Genomic DNA, 20,468 nt, shown 5'->3' on the forward strand with positions numbered 1-20,468 from the left:
CCGCGACGATATCCTGCTTCGGCACACTAAATACAGTTATGGTATCACCGAATCCCGGATCGGCTGAATGAAGAATATCACGCAGGATCAAAATAGGAGAAAGGCACCGCAGTATTTGCCGAGCCTGGCATACGGTGCCTTAATGAACAATAGTGGGCGCTTTGATCCGTTATTCCAATTCATCTGTCTTGCCTAAGATCGAAAGCCGCTCCTGCCCGGCGAATAGCTTGCCGCGGTATTCAAACGGCGAGATGCCTTCCAGCTCCTTAAATACCCGGGAGAATTGCTTCGTATTCTCGAAGCCGACCGCCGCTCCGATTTCCGAAAGCTTGAGCGTACCGGTTCCGATCATCTCCTTGGCCTTGCGGATACGCACTTTTTTCAAATACAGCACAAAGTTCTCGCCCGTATAGGCCTTAAAAGCTTCGCTAAAATAGGAATAATTCAAAGAGACATGATTGCTCACCATCGCCATGTTCAGCGGCCGGTGATAATTGTCCTCAATATAGGTTATCGCTTCCTTCATATCCCCATGCTCGCTGTGTGCCGAACGGATGCCTTTGATATATTCGTTCAAATCTAGCAGCAGCTGCTCGAGCGAGCGGAAGTAATCATGAAAATGGCGGAAATTCGTCATATTCCCGACTTTCCGGTACAGCTTAAGCACTTCCACTGAAGCTTCTCCGTAGACACGGAACACTTCGTCCAGTACCCGTTCGTTGATGCGCCGGCTTACGGCCTCCAAATAGGAAATTTCGATTCCCGGCAGCCGGTCGATCCGGAAAATACTATGCAGCAGCGCGCTGATCTCCTTCTCCCGGTTCGTTCCCAATATGTTGCCGAGCTTACGGATTTCCTCCTCGGGAACGGCAAAATATTGTCTCTCCTTCATCATCTCCCCATACCAGATCAATCTCGTCTTAGGATAGATGAATGTATATTCGAGCGATTTCCGCGCTTCCTCGTAACATTGGGGAATATCCTCCAGCCTGCCGGTTTCCTCGCTGATCCCCATAAGCAGCCCGCCCAGATCCTTCTCGGCGGCAAGCTGCGACATTTCCGCGAATTTTCGCTGCGGTCCCCCGATCAGAACAACCCGGCCTTCGCTGTCCAGGAGAGCGGCGTTCAGCTCGCCCTTTACGCTGCTTAGCATATGTTCGGCAAGCGATTTAAGCTCGTCTTTCTTCATATTTCTGCCGTCGTCATATTTATAGGCCAGCACCGCTACCGAAAAAGGAAGCGAGTAACCTTCGAATCCGATTTCTTCTCTCAGCTTAGCCACCTCCTCCTCCGGTATCTCCGGTTGAAGAAGAAATTCCTGAAGACGTCTTGATTGCAGTTGATTCCGGTACGCTTCCGTCATTGCAATCTGTTCCGCCAACTGCGACTGCTTTTTCAAGTCCTCCTCGCTTTTGCGCAGAGCGGCGAACAGCTCATCCCGACGAATCGGCTTGAGCAGATAGTCCATCACCTGATACCGGATTGCGGCTTTAGCGTATTCGAAATCTTCATACCCGCTGAGGATGATAACGATCGGCCGATGCGCTCCGGATTTCCCCGACATTTTTTCAATCAGTGTGATGCCATCCATCACAGGCATACGGATATCGGTGATAACGACATCCGCTCCCTCGGAGCGATATAACTCCAGCGCTTCGGCTCCCTGCGTCGCGGTCATCACCTGGTAAAGGCCCGGAAATTCCCGTTCAATCATCGTCTTTAGCCCGAGCCTGATATTTTTCTCGTCATCAACGACCAACAACTTGATCATTATTGCCTACCCCTCCTGTCAAAAGCACTTTGGGTATGATCATAACCACACTGGTATAGCCGCCCTGCTCACTGAGCACTTCCAGACCATAAGCCTGGCCGAAGAACAATCGGACTCGCTCCTGAACATTGATCAACCCGATTCCCCGGATCTTGTTATCCTTTCCGAAGCCACCCGGAACTTTCTCCCTTGTGTTGACCAGACTCAGCTCCGCGTTTAACCTGTCCAACTGTTCGGGTTCGATCCCATTTCCGTTATCCGTCACCGAAATCCGGATATTCTCCTCCTGCCATTCAACCACGCGTATATGGATTTCCCGTGTCCCCGTCTCTTCGACCGCCCAAGCATGTTTTACGGCATTTTCGACAATCGGTTGAAGCGACATCTTGAGCACCTCCAATTCCATATAAGCATCGGGTATATCAAGCCGGAGTTGAATGGGCTCATCAAATCGGATATTCATAACCTCTATATAGTTCTCGATATGCCGGACTTCGTCGCGAAGCTTCACGTACTCTCCGGACCATTTAAAGTTATATCTCATCATACCGCCAAGAGAAGTCAGCGCATCGGAGATAGCCCTCTGATTTTCAATCTCGGCCAGCATTTTAATATTCTCTAATGTATTGTACAGGAAATGAGCGTCGATTTGGTTGTGAAGCGTGCGCAGTTCCGCCTCCTTGGTCAGGGCCTGCTTATATACAGCCTGCGCCACCAGTGTATTGATGGTGTTCATCAGCTTCGAGAAATGATGGGCCAGTTCCCCGACTTCGCCGCCTCCGCGGATGACGATTCCGCTGTATGTCTCACCCTTCCGGACCTTTTTCATCTCCTCGGTCAGCAGACGAAGATTTTTCAAGATAAAAGCATTCATAATATAGGTAATGATGGTTACAAGCGTGATAAAACCAATGTTGGCTCCGATCAATAAATTGCGTGTATGTGATATTTCTTTCAGCACATTATCCATAGAAACGATATTAAGCAGATCCGCATTGATTCGCTCGATCGGCTTGTGCAGCAGCAGAAATGTATTTCCGTTCTCCGAGTAATTATAATCCCATTCCCCGGTTGCCCTGTAATGCTCCAGCCGCTCCCGGATCACCGTTTGCATCTTCGGATTGGTCGCCAGGAAAGAATTTTGGTCCCGGGTAAAAATCTGAGCCTCGCTATCCACAATCAACATTTGCGATTGGCTGTCCTGAATGACAGAGTAGGTTCTCGGGCTAAACTTCTCCAGCAGCATATCTACCTGAACCATGCCTACATGATGATTGGCCGGAATGCTCATTTCGCGGAGAAGGGACACCTTTGGTGTCAACGCCGGGGTTTGCCCCTTATAGCGGTCAAGGAGATCCGGGTCATTGTATAGAAAGGACCAGGATTCCATTCCATTCATCTGCACAGCCTTCTGATACCATACCTCGTCAGCCACCCGGCTTTCGCGCAGGAACATCGGCCAAATTTCAATAATGTTGTTGCTGGAGAACATGCGGAGATGTTCCACATTAGGGTTATAGTATTGAATACGCGTCAAATCCTTGAAGATGTTGTTGTTGAAATCCACTAAATCTTCGGTATCGGGTTCACTGGTATTAACCAGGTAATCTTTTACGTCCTGATCCTCATACGCGACCTGCATGGCCCGGACCATGGACTCAATCTGCGTCTGAATATGCAGTTCCTCCATATCGAGCAGGGATTGGCTCTTGTCCCTGGCATCGCGCAAATACATATTATTAATCATTTCATACGAATAAAAGGACACCAGCATACTCGGTCCCAAAATAATAAAAACGTAGGCGGCAATCAGGCGGCTCTGCAGCGAGCGGCGCCCGAACCAATACATGAAGGAATCCCATATCGACGTCCAGCGCTTGCTCCTCATTAGCGGATGACTCCTTTTTGTAAACACCCAAAAGCCCGCGTACAGCGGGCTTTTGGGCATGGCTATTATTACATGCCGAGCTTTTTCTTGTTCTCGTCGTATTTCTTTTGTTGGAAAGCTTGAACCTCTGCAAGACCCAAGTCTTCCTGTTTCTTGACGTAATCTGCCCAGAGCTTGTCGAATTCGGCTTCGGATGGAGCCATCAACAGCTTAGGCAGCGTCTTGCTGCGCAGATCCTTGATCTTGCTTAGGATGATCCCCTCCTCGGAGTTGGCCAAAGGATCAAGCAAATCGAATTCCGAGACACTCTTCGTCTTGCCGCGAGTCCAGTCTTCCAATTGCTTGTATGGTTCTACGGACTGAGGAGTCCATTGCTGCGTAATGTTGGTATCTTGCATCATCCAAAACGTGAACGAAGATCCGTATTGCTTGTCGAATGCCGCACGGTCTTTGTTCATCAGGTCAAATGCTTCAGGCTTGAATTGATCCTTACCGTCAATTGTATCATAGCTGACGCCTTTTTCACCGAGATAAAGGTCTTTTTGGCCTTCTTCACTCATCAAGTAAGTCAGGAATTTGATTGCGCGTCCTTTGTCCTTAACATCCTTGGAGATCAGCGTCACTGTCCATCCGGAAATGGAAGGACCGTTCAGTTGCGGTGCATCCAGGTTGCTGTTCGCAGGTCCGTCTACCGCGATATATATTTTGTTGGGATCTTGTTGGTACAGGGTACCCAATTGAGCCGCAAAATCAGTGCGTTGATACAGCATGGCAAAGTAACGGCCTTGAGCGATCTTCTCTTCCATTTGAGCGCGCTTGTCGATGAAGATATCTTTCGCCAGCAAACCTTCTTCGTTAGCTTGACGCAATGTCTTCAACCAGCGAACATACTCCGGATCGGTTTCGCGGTTGTACAGCTTGCCGTCTTTTTCTCTGGGAATCGCCAGGAAGTTTTGAATGTAGCCTTCCAAGGAATCATTGCCGGTGGCCGTGAATTCATGCAGGCCGAGCGGAATCATCGGTTGGCCGTCGATTTCAGGGTACATTTCTTTCGCTTTTTTCAGAGCGGCGATGAAGCCTTCCGGCGTACGCATATCCGGGCTGCCGATCGCTTCGTAGATATCCTTGCGGACTACGAAAGTTTGGTTGGATACATAAGTATCTCCGTATTTCTCGTAGTCTTTAGGAGACGAGGAAGAGTTCGGATATCCGTACACGTTGCCGTCCTCTTGAGTATACCAGCCAAGCTTGTCGGGGTCGGCCACTTTAAAGAAGTATGGATCATATTCTTCAGCCAATTTGTTCAGCGGCTCAACAAGGCCGCCTTCGATCATTTTCTTCACGCCATCTTCATACCAGCCAAGGGTGATGAAATCAGGCAGCTTGCCGGAAGCGATCAGCGTGTTCAGCTTTTCGTTTTCGTTCCCGGCCGGAACGATAAAGTTGATGTCCACGCCGGTCTTTTTGGTTACATACTGGGAAGTCGGGTCAACCCCCCATTTATTAGGGAACCAGGCAAAGTTCAGATACCAGTCAAACGTAATCGGAGACGTGTCGGACTTCCAGCCCGGTTCGTCGGCCGAAGGTGTGGCAGCCGGTTCGGATGGCGTCGCCGTATCCGCCGTTGTGTTGTTAGCGTTTTCTGTTTGGGCTGCGTTTTTGCTGTTACTACCGCAAGCGGCCAGAGACAGAACCATGATACATGCCATCAAAAGCATCATCATTTTTTTGGACTTACTTTTCATGCCCATGCTTTTTACCCCTTTTCTGAATTGTTATCATGCTATAATTGCAACTCCAGAGCCGCCGCTTGGCGGCCCGGAGGAGTTACTGCAATGAATGCGGGCTCACGCCCAAGATTAGCCCTTGATGGAACCGATCATCATTCCTTTAACGAAGTAACGCTGCAGGAACGGATATGCGAATACGATCGGAAGCGTTGTAACGACCATCGTTGCCAGTTTAACGGATTGCGAGGTTACTGTCTTGGTGACTGCGCTGCCTTGCAAGGCCGTGGTCATAATATTGGAACTGGATTGCGCCACAACCCGGTACAGGAAGGTCTGAATCGGCTGCAGCGACTCCTTATTGACGTAGATAATCCCTGCGAAGTAATCGTTCCATTGATATACCCCGTGGAACAGGGCGATGGTGGCAAGCACGGGCATGGATACCGGGAGCACGACTCTCAGGAAGACCGTCCAGTCGTTCGCCCCGTCGATCCGGGCCGCTTCTTCCAATCCGTCAGGAATATCGCGGAAGAAGGTCATGAAGATGATGAGATCAAAAAAACTGAACAATACCGGTATAATATATACCAAAAAGTTATCAAGCAAGTTCAGATCGCGAATCAGCAAATAAGTAGGAATCAGACCGCCGGAGAAGATCATGGTGACCGTCCCCATCAGAATATAAAATTTGCCGGCAATCAAGTCTCTGCGCGAGAAGGCATAAGCTACCATGGCTGTGAAAAATACATGCGCCACCACCCCGAGGACGGTCTTGGCAACGGTGAGCCCCATGGCGGTCATAATGCCGGGGTTATTGAACACGGCCTCATAATTCTCCAGACTAAATACCCGCGGCCACCAGTATATGCCCCCCAGCATCGCATCCTTGCCGTCGTTGAAGGAGTTGATCAGTACATACCAGATCGGATACAGCGTTACAAAGCAGATGATGAGCATTCCCAGATTGTTAAGGGTATCGAAGACGACATCGCCTTTTGTTCTGCGATTTAGTAAAAACATGTGCAGGTCCTCCTTGGCCTAAAACAACGAAGTGTCGTTGAGTTTTTTGGATACTTGGTTCGCAATCAGCAGCAGCGTGATCGCAATGACGGATTTAAACAATCCGATTGCCGCGGAGTACGAATATCGGCCGGAAGAAATGCCTGTATAATACACGTAGTAATCAATAACATTACTTGCACTGTCGTTCAATGCGTTGCGCAATACCAGGATCTGGTCGAAGTTGGAGTTTAGCACGCCGCTGACGGCCAAAATAAACAGGATGCTGATGGTGGCCTTGATTGCCGGAAGCGTAACGTACCACATTTGTTGGAAACGTCCGGCACCGTCAATTCTAGCGGCCTCGTACATTTCAGGAGAGATGCTCGTAATCGCGGCCAAATATATAATGGCGGACCAACCGAGCTCCTTCCACACATCCGAAGTGATGACGATCGTCCAGAAATATTTCGGTTCAGCCAGGTAAGAAATCGGCTGATCGATCAGGTTCAGCGCCATTAAGATTTCATTGATAATTCCCACGTCCGACAACCAGGTTGCCAGAATGCCGCCCAGCACGACCCAAGACAAGAAGTGGGGCAGGTAAGAAATCGTCTGAATCGCTTTCTTGAAGCGCAGCGAGCGAACCTCATTCAAGAAGAGAGCGAATATAATCGGCAGCGGGAACGTCAACAGCTTGAGCAAGCTGATGCCCAGCGTATTTTTCATGATATATACAAAATTTTCATCCGACAAAAATTCTTTGAAATGCTCCAGTCCGACCCATGGGGCTTCGGAAATGGTTCTGATGATGTCGTAATCCTTAAACGCAATGATGATGCCGTACATGGGAACGTAGTTGAAAATGATCATCCAGGCGATGCCGAGAAGAGCCATGATTTGAATATGTCGTTGCGAATACAGTTTTTTCAGCCATTTGCGCCTTTTTGATGGCGGCGTCTCTTTTTGTGTCATGGCTGCAGGATTAGTAATCTGTTGCATTTCCATTCCCTCTGACCTCCAAGCTGTTCATGGGCTATAATATGAAAGCACTTTCAATAATGCGTAATTTAATTCTAAGTTGATTCCCGGACAGGGGTAAGGCTCCAGATTTCGTATTGGGGGCTCATATTTCGGATGGCGAAAAAAGTATCCATTGATTTCCTGAAACCCCCCATTTATGATGGGATTAGGATGCACTCCCGTATGCCGGACATGACTAGCGTTACATAACTTTCCGTTTACGGTTATTAATAGGGGGTCTTTTACAATGGACAAGGAAGTCTGTTATTCCCGAATGGAGTCGATCATCGATTCATCCGCTTTATTGCGCTCCATCGACGCGATGGGCGTGGGTATGGCCATTATCGATCCCAATCTGAAGGATAACCCGCTCGTTTACGTGAATCGGGGCTTCGAGCAAATTACCGGCTATTCCCGGGAAGAGGTTCTCATGCGTAACGGCGGATTCTTATACGGCGAAGAAACCGACAGAAGACTGGTCAACATCATTCAAAAGGCCATTCAGGAAAACCGGATGGATAAGGTCACCTTCAAGAATTACAAAAAAGACGGCAGCTCCTTCTGGAATCAATTTATTATCAGCCCCGTTCCGGACCCGGACGGCAAGCCGGGATATTTTGTCGGCTTGCAGTTCGACGTTACCGAGGAGATGGAGGAGCGGAATGCTTCAGACCAGAAAATGCGCCAGCTCTCCTACTTCGATCCGGTAACCGGTCTGCTCAATATGAACCGTTTCAAGGAGGTCGTGCGATCCGAGCTGGCCGCTACGGAAAGCGAACATAAAACGGCCGCCATTTTGCGCATCAACCTGAACAAATTCCGATACATAAACGAAAGCTACGGCGAGGGCGCCGGCAACGAGCTGCTCGCCCGGGTAGGCGAACGGATCCGCGCCTATTTCAGCGAGGATACGCCAATTTGCCGCAGCTTTGCCGATGATTTTATCATCCTGTTGCCCCGCCTGGACGACCCGTTACATATCCATAGAGCGGCCAGCGGTTTAAATGAGCTGCTCAAACAACCGTATACCGTGCTTGGCGAGGAAATCGGCGTCGGCTTCGGGATGGGCATCAGCATCTTCCCGGATGACGGCGGGGATGTGCCGGTGCTGCTGAAGCATGCCGAGCTGGCGATGAAAGAGGCCAAAGGCGCGTCGCTCGGCGACCCGCATTATTTCGATTATTATTTGATGGACAAGCTTTTGGAACGCGTCCAAATAGAAAAGAAGCTGCCACGGGCGCTGGCGGTAGGGGAATTCGAGCTGTTCTACCAGCCGAAGGTCGATCTGGCAACCCGGACCTTGACGGGGCTGGAAGCCTTGATCCGCTGGAATGATCCCGCGCAAGGCCTCGTTTCGCCGGCCTCCTTTATTCCGATCGCCGAGGAGAGCGGATTCATCGTCGAACTCGGGGAATGGGTGCTGTGGGAAGCCTGCCGGACCAACAAGCGCTGGCAGGATGCCGGTTACCCCAAGCTGCCGGTATCCGTCAACGTGTCCGCCGTCCAATTCAGGCACCCGCAGTTTGTCCGGACGGTGGAAGCCGTGCTGGAGCAGACCGGGCTTGAACCGCGGTACCTGGAGCTGGAGGTAACTGAGTCGCTGCTGAATGATCCGGTGCTGATTAAAGACCGGCTCGACTCTTTGGAGCAGCGCGGCATTTCCCTCTCGGTCGACGATTTCGGGACGGGATACTCGTCGATTTATTATTTGAAGGAGCTGCCGCTGCAGGTGCTCAAAATCGACCGGACTTTTGTCCGCAATACGCCCGCTTCGCCAAGAGACAATTCGCTGCTCCTGTCGATTATTCAACTGGGCAAATCGCTGGGCCTGACGGTGCTGGCCGAAGGCGTAGAGACGAAGGAACAGTTCGACTTTCTGCGGCAGCATGATTGCGACCAAATCCAGGGCTTCTACTATAGCCGTCCCGTCGACAGCGAAACGATGGAGGAAATGCTGCGGATCAGCCGAATTTAATAACTTATTATAAAAATGGCAACAGGCACCTCGCGGAAGTTCCGTTAGGTGCCTGTTGCCATTTTTTGTGATAAATCTTGGTGAGCGAAGGAGCCATAAGCCCCTATGATGGACTAGTACAGTACATTTTCTTCATCAGAATGGAGGAAGCGCTATGATTCGATTGGAAGACAAGGATTACGGCAAAGTAGCGGAACAACTGCGGTCGATCCCGATCAACACTTTGTTTGCCCAGGCGGTTCTCACCGGGCAGGTCCGGGGGACCGTGTATGCGGATAACGCGGAAAATCCGGGCGCGTTTTATATCGTGAATCCTTACGGGATGTCGCTCTTGTTCGGAAAAAGCGGGGACGACGATTTTCGCGAAGCATTGAAAAACTATCTTCTAAATGCCGGACAAGCCAGACAAGCCGCGGAATGGCTGCAGGCCTATCCGGACGAATGGAATTTCTTTATCGCCGAGCTTGCCGGATCGGAGCAAAACCGCGATCGCAAAATCACGGAATACAGCCGAATCAATTTCAATTTCGACCGGCAAACTTATGAATCCGCCGCTAGCCGGGCCGTTCCCGGGCTTCACACCATCGTCCCAACGACCAAAGAAATGTTTCATCAACTGAGCGGAAGCGTCAGCCCCAAAAATTTCTGGATCGACGCGGACGAGTTCCTGGGGCGGGGAAAGGGCTTCAGCCTGATTGAGGACGGAGAGGCCGTGTCCACCGCCTTCGGCGCCTTCCGGATCGGGGAACAGCTCGAAATCGGCATCGAAACGGCGGAACAGGCGCGCGGCAAGGGTTACGCCTTCCACGTCAGCATGGCTCTGATCGAATATTGCTTAAGGAACGGTCTGGAACCGGTCTGGTCCTGCCGGAGAGAGAACGAAGCTTCTTACCTCCTGGCGCAAAAGGTCGGGTTTGTGCCGACGATTCGCCTTCCCTACTATCACCTGCAAGCATAGTAACAGGCTGGGGTTGTTCATGTCGGATTACTTTACCGCCTAAGCTAGCCCTGCCGCTGCAGTTCCCGCAGCTCCTTCCAGCGGATGAAACGGATGCCTTCCTGCAGCAGTACCTCTCTTACTTCCGGGTCGCGGAACAGCTCGAAATCCCACTGCCGCTTCTCCCCTTCGTGATGGATCGAACGCAGCTCTTCGTTCGCAAAAGCCGGATGGATGATGATTTCCGATACGCCCGGCTTGAGCGACCGCAGCGCCGCGATCATATCACGCTTATAGGATTCATAAGTTTCTCCGGGTTGTTTGCCGAAAGGAAGGCCGAGCAAATAATCCAGAATCACAACCCCCATCCGGTCGGCCATTTCGGCCACGTGGCGGGCGGTTTCGGCCGCTTCCGCCGGCACATTGTCCATCTCCGGCAGATAGCGCGGCACGCGGAAGGGCAAGCCGTACCGGACGCATACTTCCAATACGACGTCCAGGAAGTGCCTGCCCGTGACAAGCCCGTACAGGCTGCCCATGTGATTGTCCAGGTGTGTGGGGTCGACCCCCATCGACCGGGCCATTTCAATCTGGCCGACGATCTCTTGCCGGACCTGATCACGGTCCGCCCGCGGCTCAAAGGAGGCGCAATCGGCCGGGAAGTAGCCCTCCTGCGTCACCAGCGTGCGAACGTCTCCGGCGCGGGTGACCGGCCCCCATTTGTAGCCGGTCCACTCGCTCGTAAAGGTTAGATGTACACCGATATCGTGCTCGGGGTTGGCGGCGCTCCACAGCGCCGCCTCTTTCGCCCATCCGCAGGGCATCATCATAGTCGCTGAGGAAACGGCCCGCTCTTGAAGCAGCGACAGGATCGCCTCGTTCGCGGCATGACACATCCCGAAATCATCGGCATTGACGATCAGCAGTCTCGCTTCGGGCGCAAAGCCCAATCGTTCTCCCAATGTCATCTTCAGTTCCTCCATTCCGGTGATTCTATCATATGACTGAATCCTCCCTCTATGCCCCGTTTACCGCAGCCACCGGTCAAAGAAATCACGGTATCCCCGCTTCATGACCGAGCCGGAGAACTTGGCGAAAGCGTACTCCCGATTCTCCATCGACACTTTGAGCGGAGAAGCCGCCGCCATGTTGACCAGTTCGAACCAGTTCCGCTCATTCCCGGCAAAGGCATGGCGGGAGCTGATGTGGTCATAGCAGGGATGCTCCGGCTTGACGACGATTTTCCCCATCGCCAGCGCCTCGGTCAGCGGCATGGCGAAGGTATCGAATTTGGAGCAGCTCCAATACACCTTCGCGGTATTCATCAATGCGAACACTTCGTCCTGGGACAGCGCGAATTGTAAGCGGACATTGTCCGGGATATCGTATTTTTTCATACTTTCTTTATAGCGGAGGCCGCCGAACACCATAATCACTTCCTTGTCCGGGTTACACCGGGCGTATTCCAGCACCAGGTCCGGACGCCGGTTCTCCTCGTCTCGGCCGATCCACAAAATCCGGTTCGCCACCACCGCATCCGGGTTAAAATGCCGGTTCGCCAGCTCCTCGCTGAAGCCGATCGGGATGACTTCGACATCCTTTACGCCGAATACAGTGTCCAGTTGGCGTTTCAGGAATTCCGTCTGGACGATCGCCTTATCCACAATGCCGTAAAACGGCTTCATCATGTCGTATCCCGTTAATGCGGGGTCGGGGAAGCTGTGCGGAAACAGTACGCTTTTGCGCAGAAACATCTTCAAGAAAGTGAACCCCGATACGGTGTAGATGACATGCTCGATCCCCTCGGCATAAATTTGATCCAGCACGATATCGTAATTGACGAGATCCCCTTTTTCATGTTCATAGCCGGGAATCCAGTCGTGCCCGCTGACATGGCGTTCCGGCGAAATAAAGACGATCTCGACGCCGAGCTCCCGGGCCAGGTCCCGCAGCCTCTCGGCAAACACGCGCGGCCCTTGGGCTTCGGCAAACTGTATTTTCCGCATCACTAAACCGACTTTTTTCATGAATCCTTCAGTCCTTCTGTGTAAAATTTCCCGTCAACCCGGACGAGATCCGTGACAGACACCCGATTAAATGATCCCTTGTCTCTTCTCTTTGCTTAAGCAGCCGGTCTTTCGGCCACACGCTGTCTCCACGTTCCAGATCTCCCGCTATCAGCAGCAGCATCCACAAGGAAAATGCGGCGGAAAAACGGAAATATCCCCGGATAAACGCCTCCCGTTCCCATTCACACCCTTGGCGCGCGGACTGCCGTAAATAGTAATCAAGCAGCATCTCCCGCTCCGGTATGGTGATCTTCTTGGGGAACATCGGATGCGAAATGTCGATCAAATGATAGAGATCCCAATACGGGGTATTCATATGGGCATGTTCCCAGTCCAAAATATACAAGCGGCCGTCCGCGCCCCGGGCGTAATTGCCCAAATGCAGGTCGCCGTGCGACAAAACCCGGATCCCTGAAAGGCTTTGTCCGTCCGCATTCGCTAAACCGCGGATCAGTGCGTTCATTTCCCTTTGCCCGAATCCGCTGTATTCTTCGATATCGTTAAGGAGCGCTCCGGCCTCATCCCACCGCTTCAGCACATCGGCGGCAATCTGTTCGATCGGCGGCTTTACTCCGTGACCGGTAAGCCCTCGCCAATGCGATACCGGGAAAGCGTGCCACCAGGCCATCCGCTCCACCACGTCCTTCGCAAGCTCCAGGTCGAAATCGTGCCGCAAAGGGCCGAGGTCCTCGAAAATGGACCAGCCCGCCTCCCCCGCTCCCTCCATCGACACCGCAAGCAGCTTGGGGAAGATCGGGGGGAACAAGCTCAGCACATGCCGGTAAATCCAGGCCTCCCGGTCCACGCTTTCCCCGTTCGTCAGCGGCTTGAATATATAGCTTTGTTCCGGGGACGGATAGAATCTTTCCACACACCTCCCGTTCATTCCCCGGTATAGCGGTTCTCTTTTCCAAAGTAACCGGCCGTCCAAACTCCCGTCCGGCGTCACATATTTGTTTAATTCCAATTCACTCATCATTATGCTCCTCCGACCGGCCCTCCATTTCCCCGGAAAGCGGCGGATTCTTCGAATTTAAATTAGATTTAGCGTACAAAAGGTTGCCAACGATTGTCAAATCGGCACCGGTTTATAAATGTGCGAATGGCCTCGTACATCTGCCCCAAGTCGATCCGTTATAAATGCCATATAAATAAAAGCGGAAGGGCAATCGCATATCAATCCAAAGATGGAGGGCGCCAATGGATAAGTTTAAGCATTCAAGAAAATTTAAAGTAAGAAAAAATGGTTTATTTCTATTGAAAATCCGGCAGTTGCAAAACCAAATCCAGCAACAGGCTCAGCAGCAAGCCCAGCAGCAGCTGCAAATTCAAGCACAGCTTCAGTCGCAAGCTCAACTGCAAGCCCAGATTCAATCTCAAATTCAATCTCAATTGCAAAACCAATCCCAGAACCAATCCCAAATTCAAGCGCAGCTGCAAGCCCAGGCGCAGGCGCAGATTCAGGCGCAAGCCCAGCTGCAAGCCCAGCTTCAGGCCCAGGCACAGGCTCAACTGCAAGCCCAAGCCCAATTGCAAGCCCAGCTGCAAAATCAACAGGAAGCGATTACCGATACGATTACCAACTTCGGCAATCCGACGATTAATGTGAATACCGGAGACGCCTCGAATCTTGTGAGAGCATCCGCGTTTAGAGCTTCGACAACGGCGGAGACGAGAACTACCACTGAAGCAAAGGTATCTTTTCCTAGAGAATTATTTGATCTTAACGACGAATACGATCCGGCAACATCCACGTTCACCCCTAAACAGGCAGGCGTTTATATGATTGTGGCCTCTGTCCAATATACCCAGGATATCAGCGCGGCGACCAGAATTAGCGATGTAATTATCCGGCTGTTAGTGAACGGGAATATCATAGGTTTGGATGACGATTTTATTCTCAATACGCCGAATTCGAGTACTTCGCAGAGCAGTTTTGTCACCGAAATTCTACAGCTCAATGCCGGGGATACCGTGGAGGTCACTTTCGCTCCGTCGTTATTGTTTCCCGCTTCGGGAACCATCCTTAACCTTGGAACCAATACCGTCTTTTCGGCCGCCAGACTGCCTTCACCGGTTTAATGATATAACCCGATTAATTAGAATAAAAAAAGGCCTTAATCCTCTATTAAGTAGAGAATCAAGGCCTAAATTTATATTGTCTATTCCATTGTAGTTATCGTAAACTTCCCGGACAAGGCATACCCGTTAGGGCTGCTGGTATCCGTCGGTACCGACAGAATGTAAACATCATAGGCAGAGTCGGACGTGTCTATTGTCTCATTCGCAAGATCCCGGGTAACTGTTCCCTGCAGCGTTTCTCCGGTATTTCCCTTTTGAACCTGTACCGAATAGCCGGCCTTAAGTACCGCATTGTAATCCACCGGCGTTCCCGCCTCCGTCGCTACGATCATATATGAAGCGACATTCGAGGTATTTCCCGGTTCGGTGAAGCTGACTTGAATTTCGCTGTTGGACAATGCCGTAACCGCCGTAATCGTCGCAGGCTCCGCCGCAGGAGCGGCCGGATTCACCTTGACCTGATTGGAAGACGCGGCGGACAGCTTGTTGGCCTCCCCCGAACCCGTTTTGGCTACGGACAGGACGAACACCCGGTAGGTGGTCTCCGTATCGATCGGATCGCCGAACGCATCATTCGGGCCGTGCACCGGATAACCGGAAACATTCCCTCCGTTCGGAGTCACCGAAGTGTAATTGCCCGATACGGTAACGCTGTTTGCATCCTCCAGTGTGAACCCGCCGGCTTGGGCCGCAGGAACCACGAGAATGCGGTATTCGGCGATATTCGTTTCGTTAGCCGGTTTGTTGAAGCTGACTTTGATGTCGCCGGCCGTACCGGTGCTGTTGGCGGTCTCGGTCGAGACGCTCAGCCCGCTGACGGCTTGCACCGTCAAGTTATCCGCTAGCGTGATCGGATCGGATGCGGTAGACAGCGCGTTGTTGCCGCTATAGCTGCCGCTGCCGACCGAAAGAACGAAGACCCGGTATTTGACTCCCTCTTCGATCAAATCCCCGTCGATGTCTCTAGCTTTGGACGACAATACCTGGCTCAGCGTGTTGCCGGCTTTGCTTACCTGTGTGTAGTAGCCGTTTTTGCTGGCTTTTGCCAAGGTAAAGCTTGAAGCATCGGACGATTTGACTACGAAAATCCGATAGTTGCTAATATTCGATTCATCGGAAGCACGGTTGAACGTAACCTGCAAATCCCGGCCGTCGTCGTAATCGCTGACATCGCTCACTTCGGGTTTGACAACGGCGGCGACGCTGTAATTGTTCGCAAGCTTAATCGAAGACGATTGAGCGGACAAGGTATTCTCGCCCTCATAACTGCCCTTGCCTACGGACAGGACGAACACGCGATAGCTCGTTCCGTTTTGGATCTTGTCGCCGTCCACATCCCGGGCGCCGGAGGAAAGCACGGAGTTGTAGTCTTTCCCCTTGGCCGCGACCGTGTAATTTTTGCTGGTTACTTTACTTGCTTTTGAAACCGTAAAGCTGCCTGCATTCGACGATTTTACGACCATAATCCGATATTCACCGATATTCGACTCGTCGGAAGCCCGGTCGAACGAAACAAGCAGGTCCCGGCCGTCGTTATAATCGTTCACATCACTGACTTCCAAATCGGAGATGGCGCCCACGCCGTAGTTGTTCAGCAGCTTGATGCTGCTCGAAGCGGAAGACAGCGCGTTGTTGGCCGAAGTTCCGACCGCCATCACGAAGACGCGATAGTTGGTTCCGTTTTTGATCTTGTCCCCGTCGACATCCCGGGCCGAAGAAGACAGATACGGGCTTTGGTTATACCCGGTTTTGCTGATTTCGGTATAGTTCGAACTCGAAACGGCATTCGCCCGGCTCAGGGTAAAGTCCCCGTAATCGCCCGCCTTAACGACGAAGATGCGGTAGCCGGAAATTTTCGACTCATCGGAGACCTTCGTGAAGCTGACCCGCAAATCCCGGCCATCCCCGTAATCGCTGCGATCGTCAACCTGAGTAATGACCGGAGCGGTTACAGCGCCCTTGCTCAAGCTAATTGTCCCCGAAGCTGCGGACAGTTTGTTCGATGCCGTGCTCGTATTGCTTACGGACAGCACATATGCCGTGTAGGACACGCCGTTCTTGATCAGTTCGCCCGAGGTATCGCGGGACGAGGAAGACAGATTTCCGATCAGCGTCGTGCCGGTCCCCGATTTGCTAACGTTAGTATAGTATTGGTTTGATGCTGCTGCAGCCAGATTAAAGCTGCCTGCATCCTTGGTTTTTACGATGAAAATACGGTAATTCGAAATATTGCTCTCGCTTTGCGCACGGGTAAAGCTTACGGACAAGTCCCGTCCGTCTCCGTAATCGCTGTTGTCGCTCGCTTTAACATTGGTGGCCGCATCCACGGAGACGCCGGTACCCAGAACGAGTTGCGCCGAAGCGTTCGACAACGCGCTGCCGTAACCGCTTTTCCCGATCGCGAGCACATACACAACATAAGATTGATTCGTCTGAATCGCCGTCCCGTCGACATCCCGGGCACTCGAGGCCAGCGTAACCGACGGATCGGCGCCGTTTGGCCGCAGCGTAGTATAATTCGAAGAGCTTACCTTCAATGCGGAAGTCAAATTAAAGGAAGAAGCATTCGCCGCCTTTACGACCAGAATCCGGTAATGATCGACCAGCGATTCGCTGGAAGAGCGCGAGAAGCTGACCTGCAGATCGCGGCCGTCTCCGTTGTTCGCCACATCCTTCGCCGTAACGTAAGATACGGGACTAACCGTTCCCGGCTGCGGCTGCTGACCCGAATCTCTATTCGAAGTGATTGCAACGCGTTTGGAGGCGGAGTTCCAATCCACCTGGCTGCCGAGCGCTTCGCTGACGAACCGGACCGGGACCAGCGTTCTGCCGTTGATCGCCTGGGCGGGTACGTCGAGTGTCACCGTCTCGTTATTGATCGTCGCCGTTTTGGATTTCAACTTCAAAACTACCGTCGTATTGTCTCTGGTCGCCGTAACCGTCTGCGTCCATTGATTCCAGTTGACCGTAGCATCCAAAGCTTCGAAAATCGCGCGGAGCGGCAGCAAAACGCGACTTTGCACCACTACGGGTGCCTGGTCGGTTGCCAGCTTGGCGCCGTCAATATACACACTGATCGGCGTTGCGGCTTGCGCCGTATTTTGCAGCAGCAGCGGAACGACCAGCAATGCCGCCAAAAATGTGGTCCATATTTTCCTCACAGTTTCATCCTCCCTCATTCTAAAAAACATTGCCATTGACCTTACATAACTATCTGACGTTCTAACACCGGAAAATGTTTCTGCGGATTTCAAATTCCGACTACAATTTACCCTGTTTCTAAAATTTAGAATCCGTTTATTTGAAACTAAAGCCCGCTCCGGGACGTAATACCTGTAGATAGGCGGCTACATATATGTCTGACAATGAGAGAGGATTTACCTGTGAATAATATAAAACGAATCGTTATTGTAGGAACTATGGCTTGCGTCATCACGGTCATCCCCGGCATTTCCGGCCACATTTCGGCCACGGTATACGCTGCGGCCGCGGCTCCGACAGGGCTGTCCAGCCTCGATAAAACGAAACCATCGGACTCCGACCGTTTGACCGAGACGCTCGGTCTTAACAGCGATAAGGAGCTGTATGATGCTTTGCTTGACGGACAATCGCTGGCTGAGATCGCCGCAGCCCATCACAAAGAGGTCGATCCGGCGATCGCTATGCAAACGGAACAGCTTCAGCAGCAGTTGACCCGGCGGTATGCCGACGGGCAGCTAAGCGAAGCGGCATACCGCCAGCAAATGGCGGAGGCCGCCGAGATCATCTCGGCGAGCGCGCACAGGCCGTATAAAATTTTGGGCTAGGCAAAGAGCCGTTCCGGGTCGCGATGACCGGAACGGCTCCTTTTTTTTGCATATCCTTCGATGGTCTATCGGCAAGCCTAACGCCGCTTAGGCAGCAGGTTGACATATTCGTCGGACAACCCCATCAGCTCCGTTACATAATAGTAGTCGCTGCGGTATCCCGATATATCCGTTACCGGCTCCAAGGTGTCCAGCGAGACGGCGGTGCCGTCCTCGAATCCCTGGCCGGGGACGAACATGACATCGTTGTTGAAGAAAGATCCCGTCGGCAAATAATACCGCATGCCGATCACATTCCGGTCGATATTCAGCAAATCCTGGCCGAGCGCGGTAAAGTTCTCGTCCTTAAGCGATACTCCCAGCAAATTTGCCACTGTCGGCATCATATCGACCTGGCCGCCGGTAATATCGGATACGATACCGAGCGTCTGCCCGGGGATATGGACGATAAACGGAATGTTGAACCGGCTGATCCGGTCGTCGTAGGCAATACCGAGCTTCTCTTCGATTTCCGCGGCCCCGGTTTCGCTCGGCTGAATGCCGAAGTGGTCCCCGTAAATCGCCAGCATGGTGTTGTCCCACATTCCGTTTGCCTTTAATTCCTCGATCAGTTTCCCGATCGCATAATCGGTATAGTTCACCGCGGTAATATAATTGCCGAGGTTGGTGCCCTTCAGGTTTTCCGGCAATTGGATTTTCACCTTATCCTCCGGCACGACGAACGGCGAGTGGCTGGAAGTCGTCACGAACTGGGCGTAAAAAGGCTTGCCCTGAGCTTTCAATTCCGTCAGCTTTTCTACTCCGACCCGGTACATCTCTTCGTCCGAGGCGCCGAAATCGTTGAAATGGTCGTTCTTGAAGTACGGCTTATCGTAATATTGATCGAAATTCAAAGCCGGATACAGCTTGTCCCGATCCCAGAAGGTTACTTTATTGATATGGAACGTATTCGCCTCATAGCCGTGCTGCTGCAGAAGCCGCGGCAGGCTCGGAAGCTCCCGGTTGCCGTAACCCTTGGACATCGCAACCGCCGCTGTCGGATAGATCGAGGTGTTGGACATAAACTCCGCGTCCGAGGTGTTGCCCGGACCGATCTGCTGGAAAATATGAGGAAAATAAATTCCTTCCTCCGCCAAGCTGTTTAAAACCGGGGTGACTTCCTGCCCGCCCACGGTCAAGTGGATGGGGAAATTCTGAAACGATTCCATTTGAATCACGATCAGATTCATGCCTTGGGCGGCTCCAAAGTAATCCGGGGCGCCCCCCGTCGCTCCCTCCCGATAAGGATACCTTGCCTGAAGCGTTTGGATCTTGGCGACGGTTTCCTTGATATTTCCCTCGGCGATCATCCGCTCTTCCTCCCGATTACGCAACGCGGCATCGGCCTGAAAATTCAGGAAGCCGATCGTTTCGGCGCGAACCAATTCGTTGTCGATCCGTTTGCCGGAACGGACATAGAGCCCCGATGCCAAGACGGAAACGATCAAGAGGCAGATCATTCCGAGGTTCCAGCCAAGGCGGGCGCGGCTTGCCCGCTCGCGCGGGTTCGTGCGGAAGCTGAGGCCGCGGTTCCGCAAGCTGCGGCGGATGCGCTTCGCGATAACATATAGGATCAACAGCACAAAATCGGCAAAGAACAGGAACTGTTCCGGGGAGATCAGCGGCCCCACGCTCGCCCGGATTTGCGGCACCTGGTTCAGCTCGCTCAGTACCGCATAGGTCGGCACCGTCCCGAAATGGGCATGATAGAGCGTAGCCGCGAACATCATGAATGACATCAAAAAATTGAATCCCCAGTAAACGGGGCCTTTCCTTTTTGCGCGAAAGAAGATCAGATCGGCCAAGCAGAGCAAGGCCAGCACGGACAACGCTTCAGCAGGCAGACCCTGCCATTGAACGCCTTCATAAAAAAAGTAGCGCATCAGCCCGATCTTGAGCAGCAGCAGTATAAAAGTCAGCACAAATTTGCTCGGATTCGACGATAGAGGACTACTCATTGCACAACTCAACTCTTCTCTATAAAAATCGATGAATAAATCTATTAAAGAATACCCTGTTTCCTCCGGGGATGCAACGGAAACGAGACGTTACGGCAACAATTGGAACCCGATTCGGGAACCGACGCCGGTGGAAAAACAAGAACCGTCCTGTTCAAGCGTCGGACGGTTCTTGTGCTTTTAGAAAATGT

At 52.1% G+C, this 20,468-nt stretch carries 14 protein-coding genes; 4 read left to right on the top strand and 10 right to left on the bottom strand.

Annotated elements, in window-relative coordinates; genetic code table 11:
- Positions 1-169: 169 nt before the first annotated feature.
- The 5 genes from V3851_RS11255 to V3851_RS11275 all read right to left on the bottom strand — a co-directional run bounded on the left by V3851_RS11255 (position 170) and on the right by V3851_RS11275 (position 7,363).
- Positions 170-1,771, bottom strand: a complete 1,602-nt coding sequence (locus tag V3851_RS11255; RefSeq protein ID WP_331846620.1) for a response regulator — start codon at positions 1,769-1,771, stop codon at positions 170-172.
- The gene (locus V3851_RS11260; RefSeq protein ID WP_331846621.1) at positions 1,749-3,659 is read right to left on the bottom strand and encodes a histidine kinase; all 1,911 of its coding nucleotides are present in this window, start codon (positions 3,657-3,659) and stop codon (positions 1,749-1,751) included. The genes V3851_RS11255 and V3851_RS11260 overlap by 23 nt, the downstream gene beginning before the upstream one ends.
- 68 nt (positions 3,660-3,727) lie before the next feature.
- Positions 3,728-5,410, bottom strand: a complete 1,683-nt coding sequence (locus V3851_RS11265; protein ID WP_331846622.1) for a type 2 periplasmic-binding domain-containing protein — start codon at positions 5,408-5,410, stop codon at positions 3,728-3,730.
- Positions 5,411-5,518: 108 nt separating this feature from the next.
- On the bottom strand, positions 5,519-6,409 hold the full coding sequence (locus V3851_RS11270; protein WP_331846623.1) for a carbohydrate ABC transporter permease: 891 nt from the start codon (positions 6,407-6,409) through the stop codon (positions 5,519-5,521).
- A gap of 18 nt (positions 6,410-6,427) precedes the next feature.
- A complete protein-coding gene (locus tag V3851_RS11275) occupies positions 6,428-7,363 on the bottom strand; it encodes an ABC transporter permease (protein WP_414859297.1) in 936 nt (311 codons plus the stop codon).
- Positions 7,364-7,658: 295 nt separating this feature from the next.
- On the opposite strand from V3851_RS11275, the gene V3851_RS11280 reads away from it, so the two are divergent.
- Together V3851_RS11280 and V3851_RS11285 are read left to right on the top strand one after the other, a co-directional pair.
- Positions 7,659-9,386: a putative bifunctional diguanylate cyclase/phosphodiesterase gene (locus V3851_RS11280; RefSeq protein ID WP_331846625.1), complete on the top strand. Its 1,728-nt coding sequence runs from the start codon at positions 7,659-7,661 to the stop codon at positions 9,384-9,386.
- 154 nt (positions 9,387-9,540) lie between these two features.
- Positions 9,541-10,344 (top strand): GNAT family N-acetyltransferase, encoded by an 804-nt coding sequence (locus V3851_RS11285; protein WP_331846626.1) that lies wholly within the window; start codon positions 9,541-9,543, stop codon positions 10,342-10,344.
- Between the two features lie 44 nt (positions 10,345-10,388).
- Here V3851_RS11285 and V3851_RS11290 read toward each other — a convergent pair whose 3' ends face one another.
- Genes V3851_RS11290 through V3851_RS11300 form a run of 3 tightly spaced genes read right to left on the bottom strand, consistent with a single transcriptional unit; the run spans position 10,389 to position 13,368 of the window.
- On the bottom strand, positions 10,389-11,291 hold the full coding sequence (locus V3851_RS11290; protein ID WP_331846627.1) for a polysaccharide deacetylase family protein: 903 nt from the start codon (positions 11,289-11,291) through the stop codon (positions 10,389-10,391).
- A 60-nt stretch (positions 11,292-11,351) separates the two neighbouring features.
- Entirely contained in the window at positions 11,352-12,350 is a 999-nt protein-coding gene (locus V3851_RS11295) for a glycosyltransferase (RefSeq protein WP_331846628.1), read from the bottom strand.
- A gap of 7 nt (positions 12,351-12,357) precedes the next feature.
- On the bottom strand, positions 12,358-13,368 hold the full coding sequence (locus V3851_RS11300) for a phosphotransferase (RefSeq protein WP_331846629.1): 1,011 nt from the start codon (positions 13,366-13,368) through the stop codon (positions 12,358-12,360).
- Positions 13,369-13,592: 224 nt separating this feature from the next.
- Here V3851_RS11300 and V3851_RS11305 point away from each other — a divergent pair, with 224 nt between their 5' ends.
- The gene (locus V3851_RS11305; RefSeq protein ID WP_331846630.1) at positions 13,593-14,474 is read left to right on the top strand and encodes a C1q-like domain-containing protein; all 882 of its coding nucleotides are present in this window, start codon (positions 13,593-13,595) and stop codon (positions 14,472-14,474) included.
- Between the two features lie 80 nt (positions 14,475-14,554).
- On the opposite strand, the gene V3851_RS11310 is transcribed toward V3851_RS11305, so the two are convergent.
- Entirely contained in the window at positions 14,555-17,635 is a 3,081-nt protein-coding gene (locus V3851_RS11310; protein ID WP_331846631.1) for a copper amine oxidase N-terminal domain-containing protein, read from the bottom strand.
- Positions 17,636-17,857: 222 nt separating this feature from the next.
- Between V3851_RS11310 and V3851_RS11315 the strand changes: the two genes are divergently transcribed.
- Positions 17,858-18,280: a hypothetical protein gene (locus tag V3851_RS11315; RefSeq protein WP_331846632.1), complete on the top strand. Its 423-nt coding sequence runs from the start codon at positions 17,858-17,860 to the stop codon at positions 18,278-18,280.
- A 77-nt stretch (positions 18,281-18,357) separates the two neighbouring features.
- Here V3851_RS11315 and V3851_RS11320 read toward each other — a convergent pair whose 3' ends face one another.
- A complete protein-coding gene (locus V3851_RS11320) occupies positions 18,358-20,277 on the bottom strand; it encodes an LTA synthase family protein (RefSeq protein ID WP_331846633.1) in 1,920 nt (639 codons plus the stop codon).
- Positions 20,278-20,468: the final 191 nt, after the last annotated feature.

Source organism: Paenibacillus haidiansis (genome assembly GCF_036553665.1).
GTDB lineage: Bacteria > Bacillota > Bacilli > Paenibacillales > Paenibacillaceae > Fontibacillus > Fontibacillus haidiansis.

Bases quoted from the DNA above. Each gene is read 5' to 3' on its own strand.
- V3851_RS11255 (WP_331846620.1), bottom strand. From the start codon at position 1,771: ATGATCAAGTTGTTGGTCGTTGATGACGAGAAAAATATCAGGCTCGGG.
- V3851_RS11260 (WP_331846621.1), bottom strand. From the start codon at position 3,659: ATGAGGAGCAAGCGCTGGACGTCGATATGGGATTCCTTCATGTATTGG.
- V3851_RS11265 (WP_331846622.1), bottom strand. From the start codon at position 5,410: ATGGGCATGAAAAGTAAGTCCAAAAAAATGATGATGCTTTTGATGGCA.
- V3851_RS11270 (WP_331846623.1), bottom strand. From the start codon at position 6,409: ATGTTTTTACTAAATCGCAGAACAAAAGGCGATGTCGTCTTCGATACC.
- V3851_RS11275 (WP_414859297.1), bottom strand. From the start codon at position 7,363: ATGACACAAAAAGAGACGCCGCCATCAAAAAGGCGCAAATGGCTGAAA.
- V3851_RS11280 (WP_331846625.1), top strand. From the start codon at position 7,659: ATGGACAAGGAAGTCTGTTATTCCCGAATGGAGTCGATCATCGATTCA.
- V3851_RS11285 (WP_331846626.1), top strand. From the start codon at position 9,541: ATGATTCGATTGGAAGACAAGGATTACGGCAAAGTAGCGGAACAACTG.
- V3851_RS11290 (WP_331846627.1), bottom strand. From the start codon at position 11,291: ATGACATTGGGAGAACGATTGGGCTTTGCGCCCGAAGCGAGACTGCTG.
- V3851_RS11295 (WP_331846628.1), bottom strand. From the start codon at position 12,350: ATGAAAAAAGTCGGTTTAGTGATGCGGAAAATACAGTTTGCCGAAGCC.
- V3851_RS11300 (WP_331846629.1), bottom strand. From the start codon at position 13,368: ATGAGTGAATTGGAATTAAACAAATATGTGACGCCGGACGGGAGTTTG.
- V3851_RS11305 (WP_331846630.1), top strand. From the start codon at position 13,593: ATGGATAAGTTTAAGCATTCAAGAAAATTTAAAGTAAGAAAAAATGGT.
- V3851_RS11320 (WP_331846633.1), bottom strand. From the start codon at position 20,277: ATGAGTAGTCCTCTATCGTCGAATCCGAGCAAATTTGTGCTGACTTTT.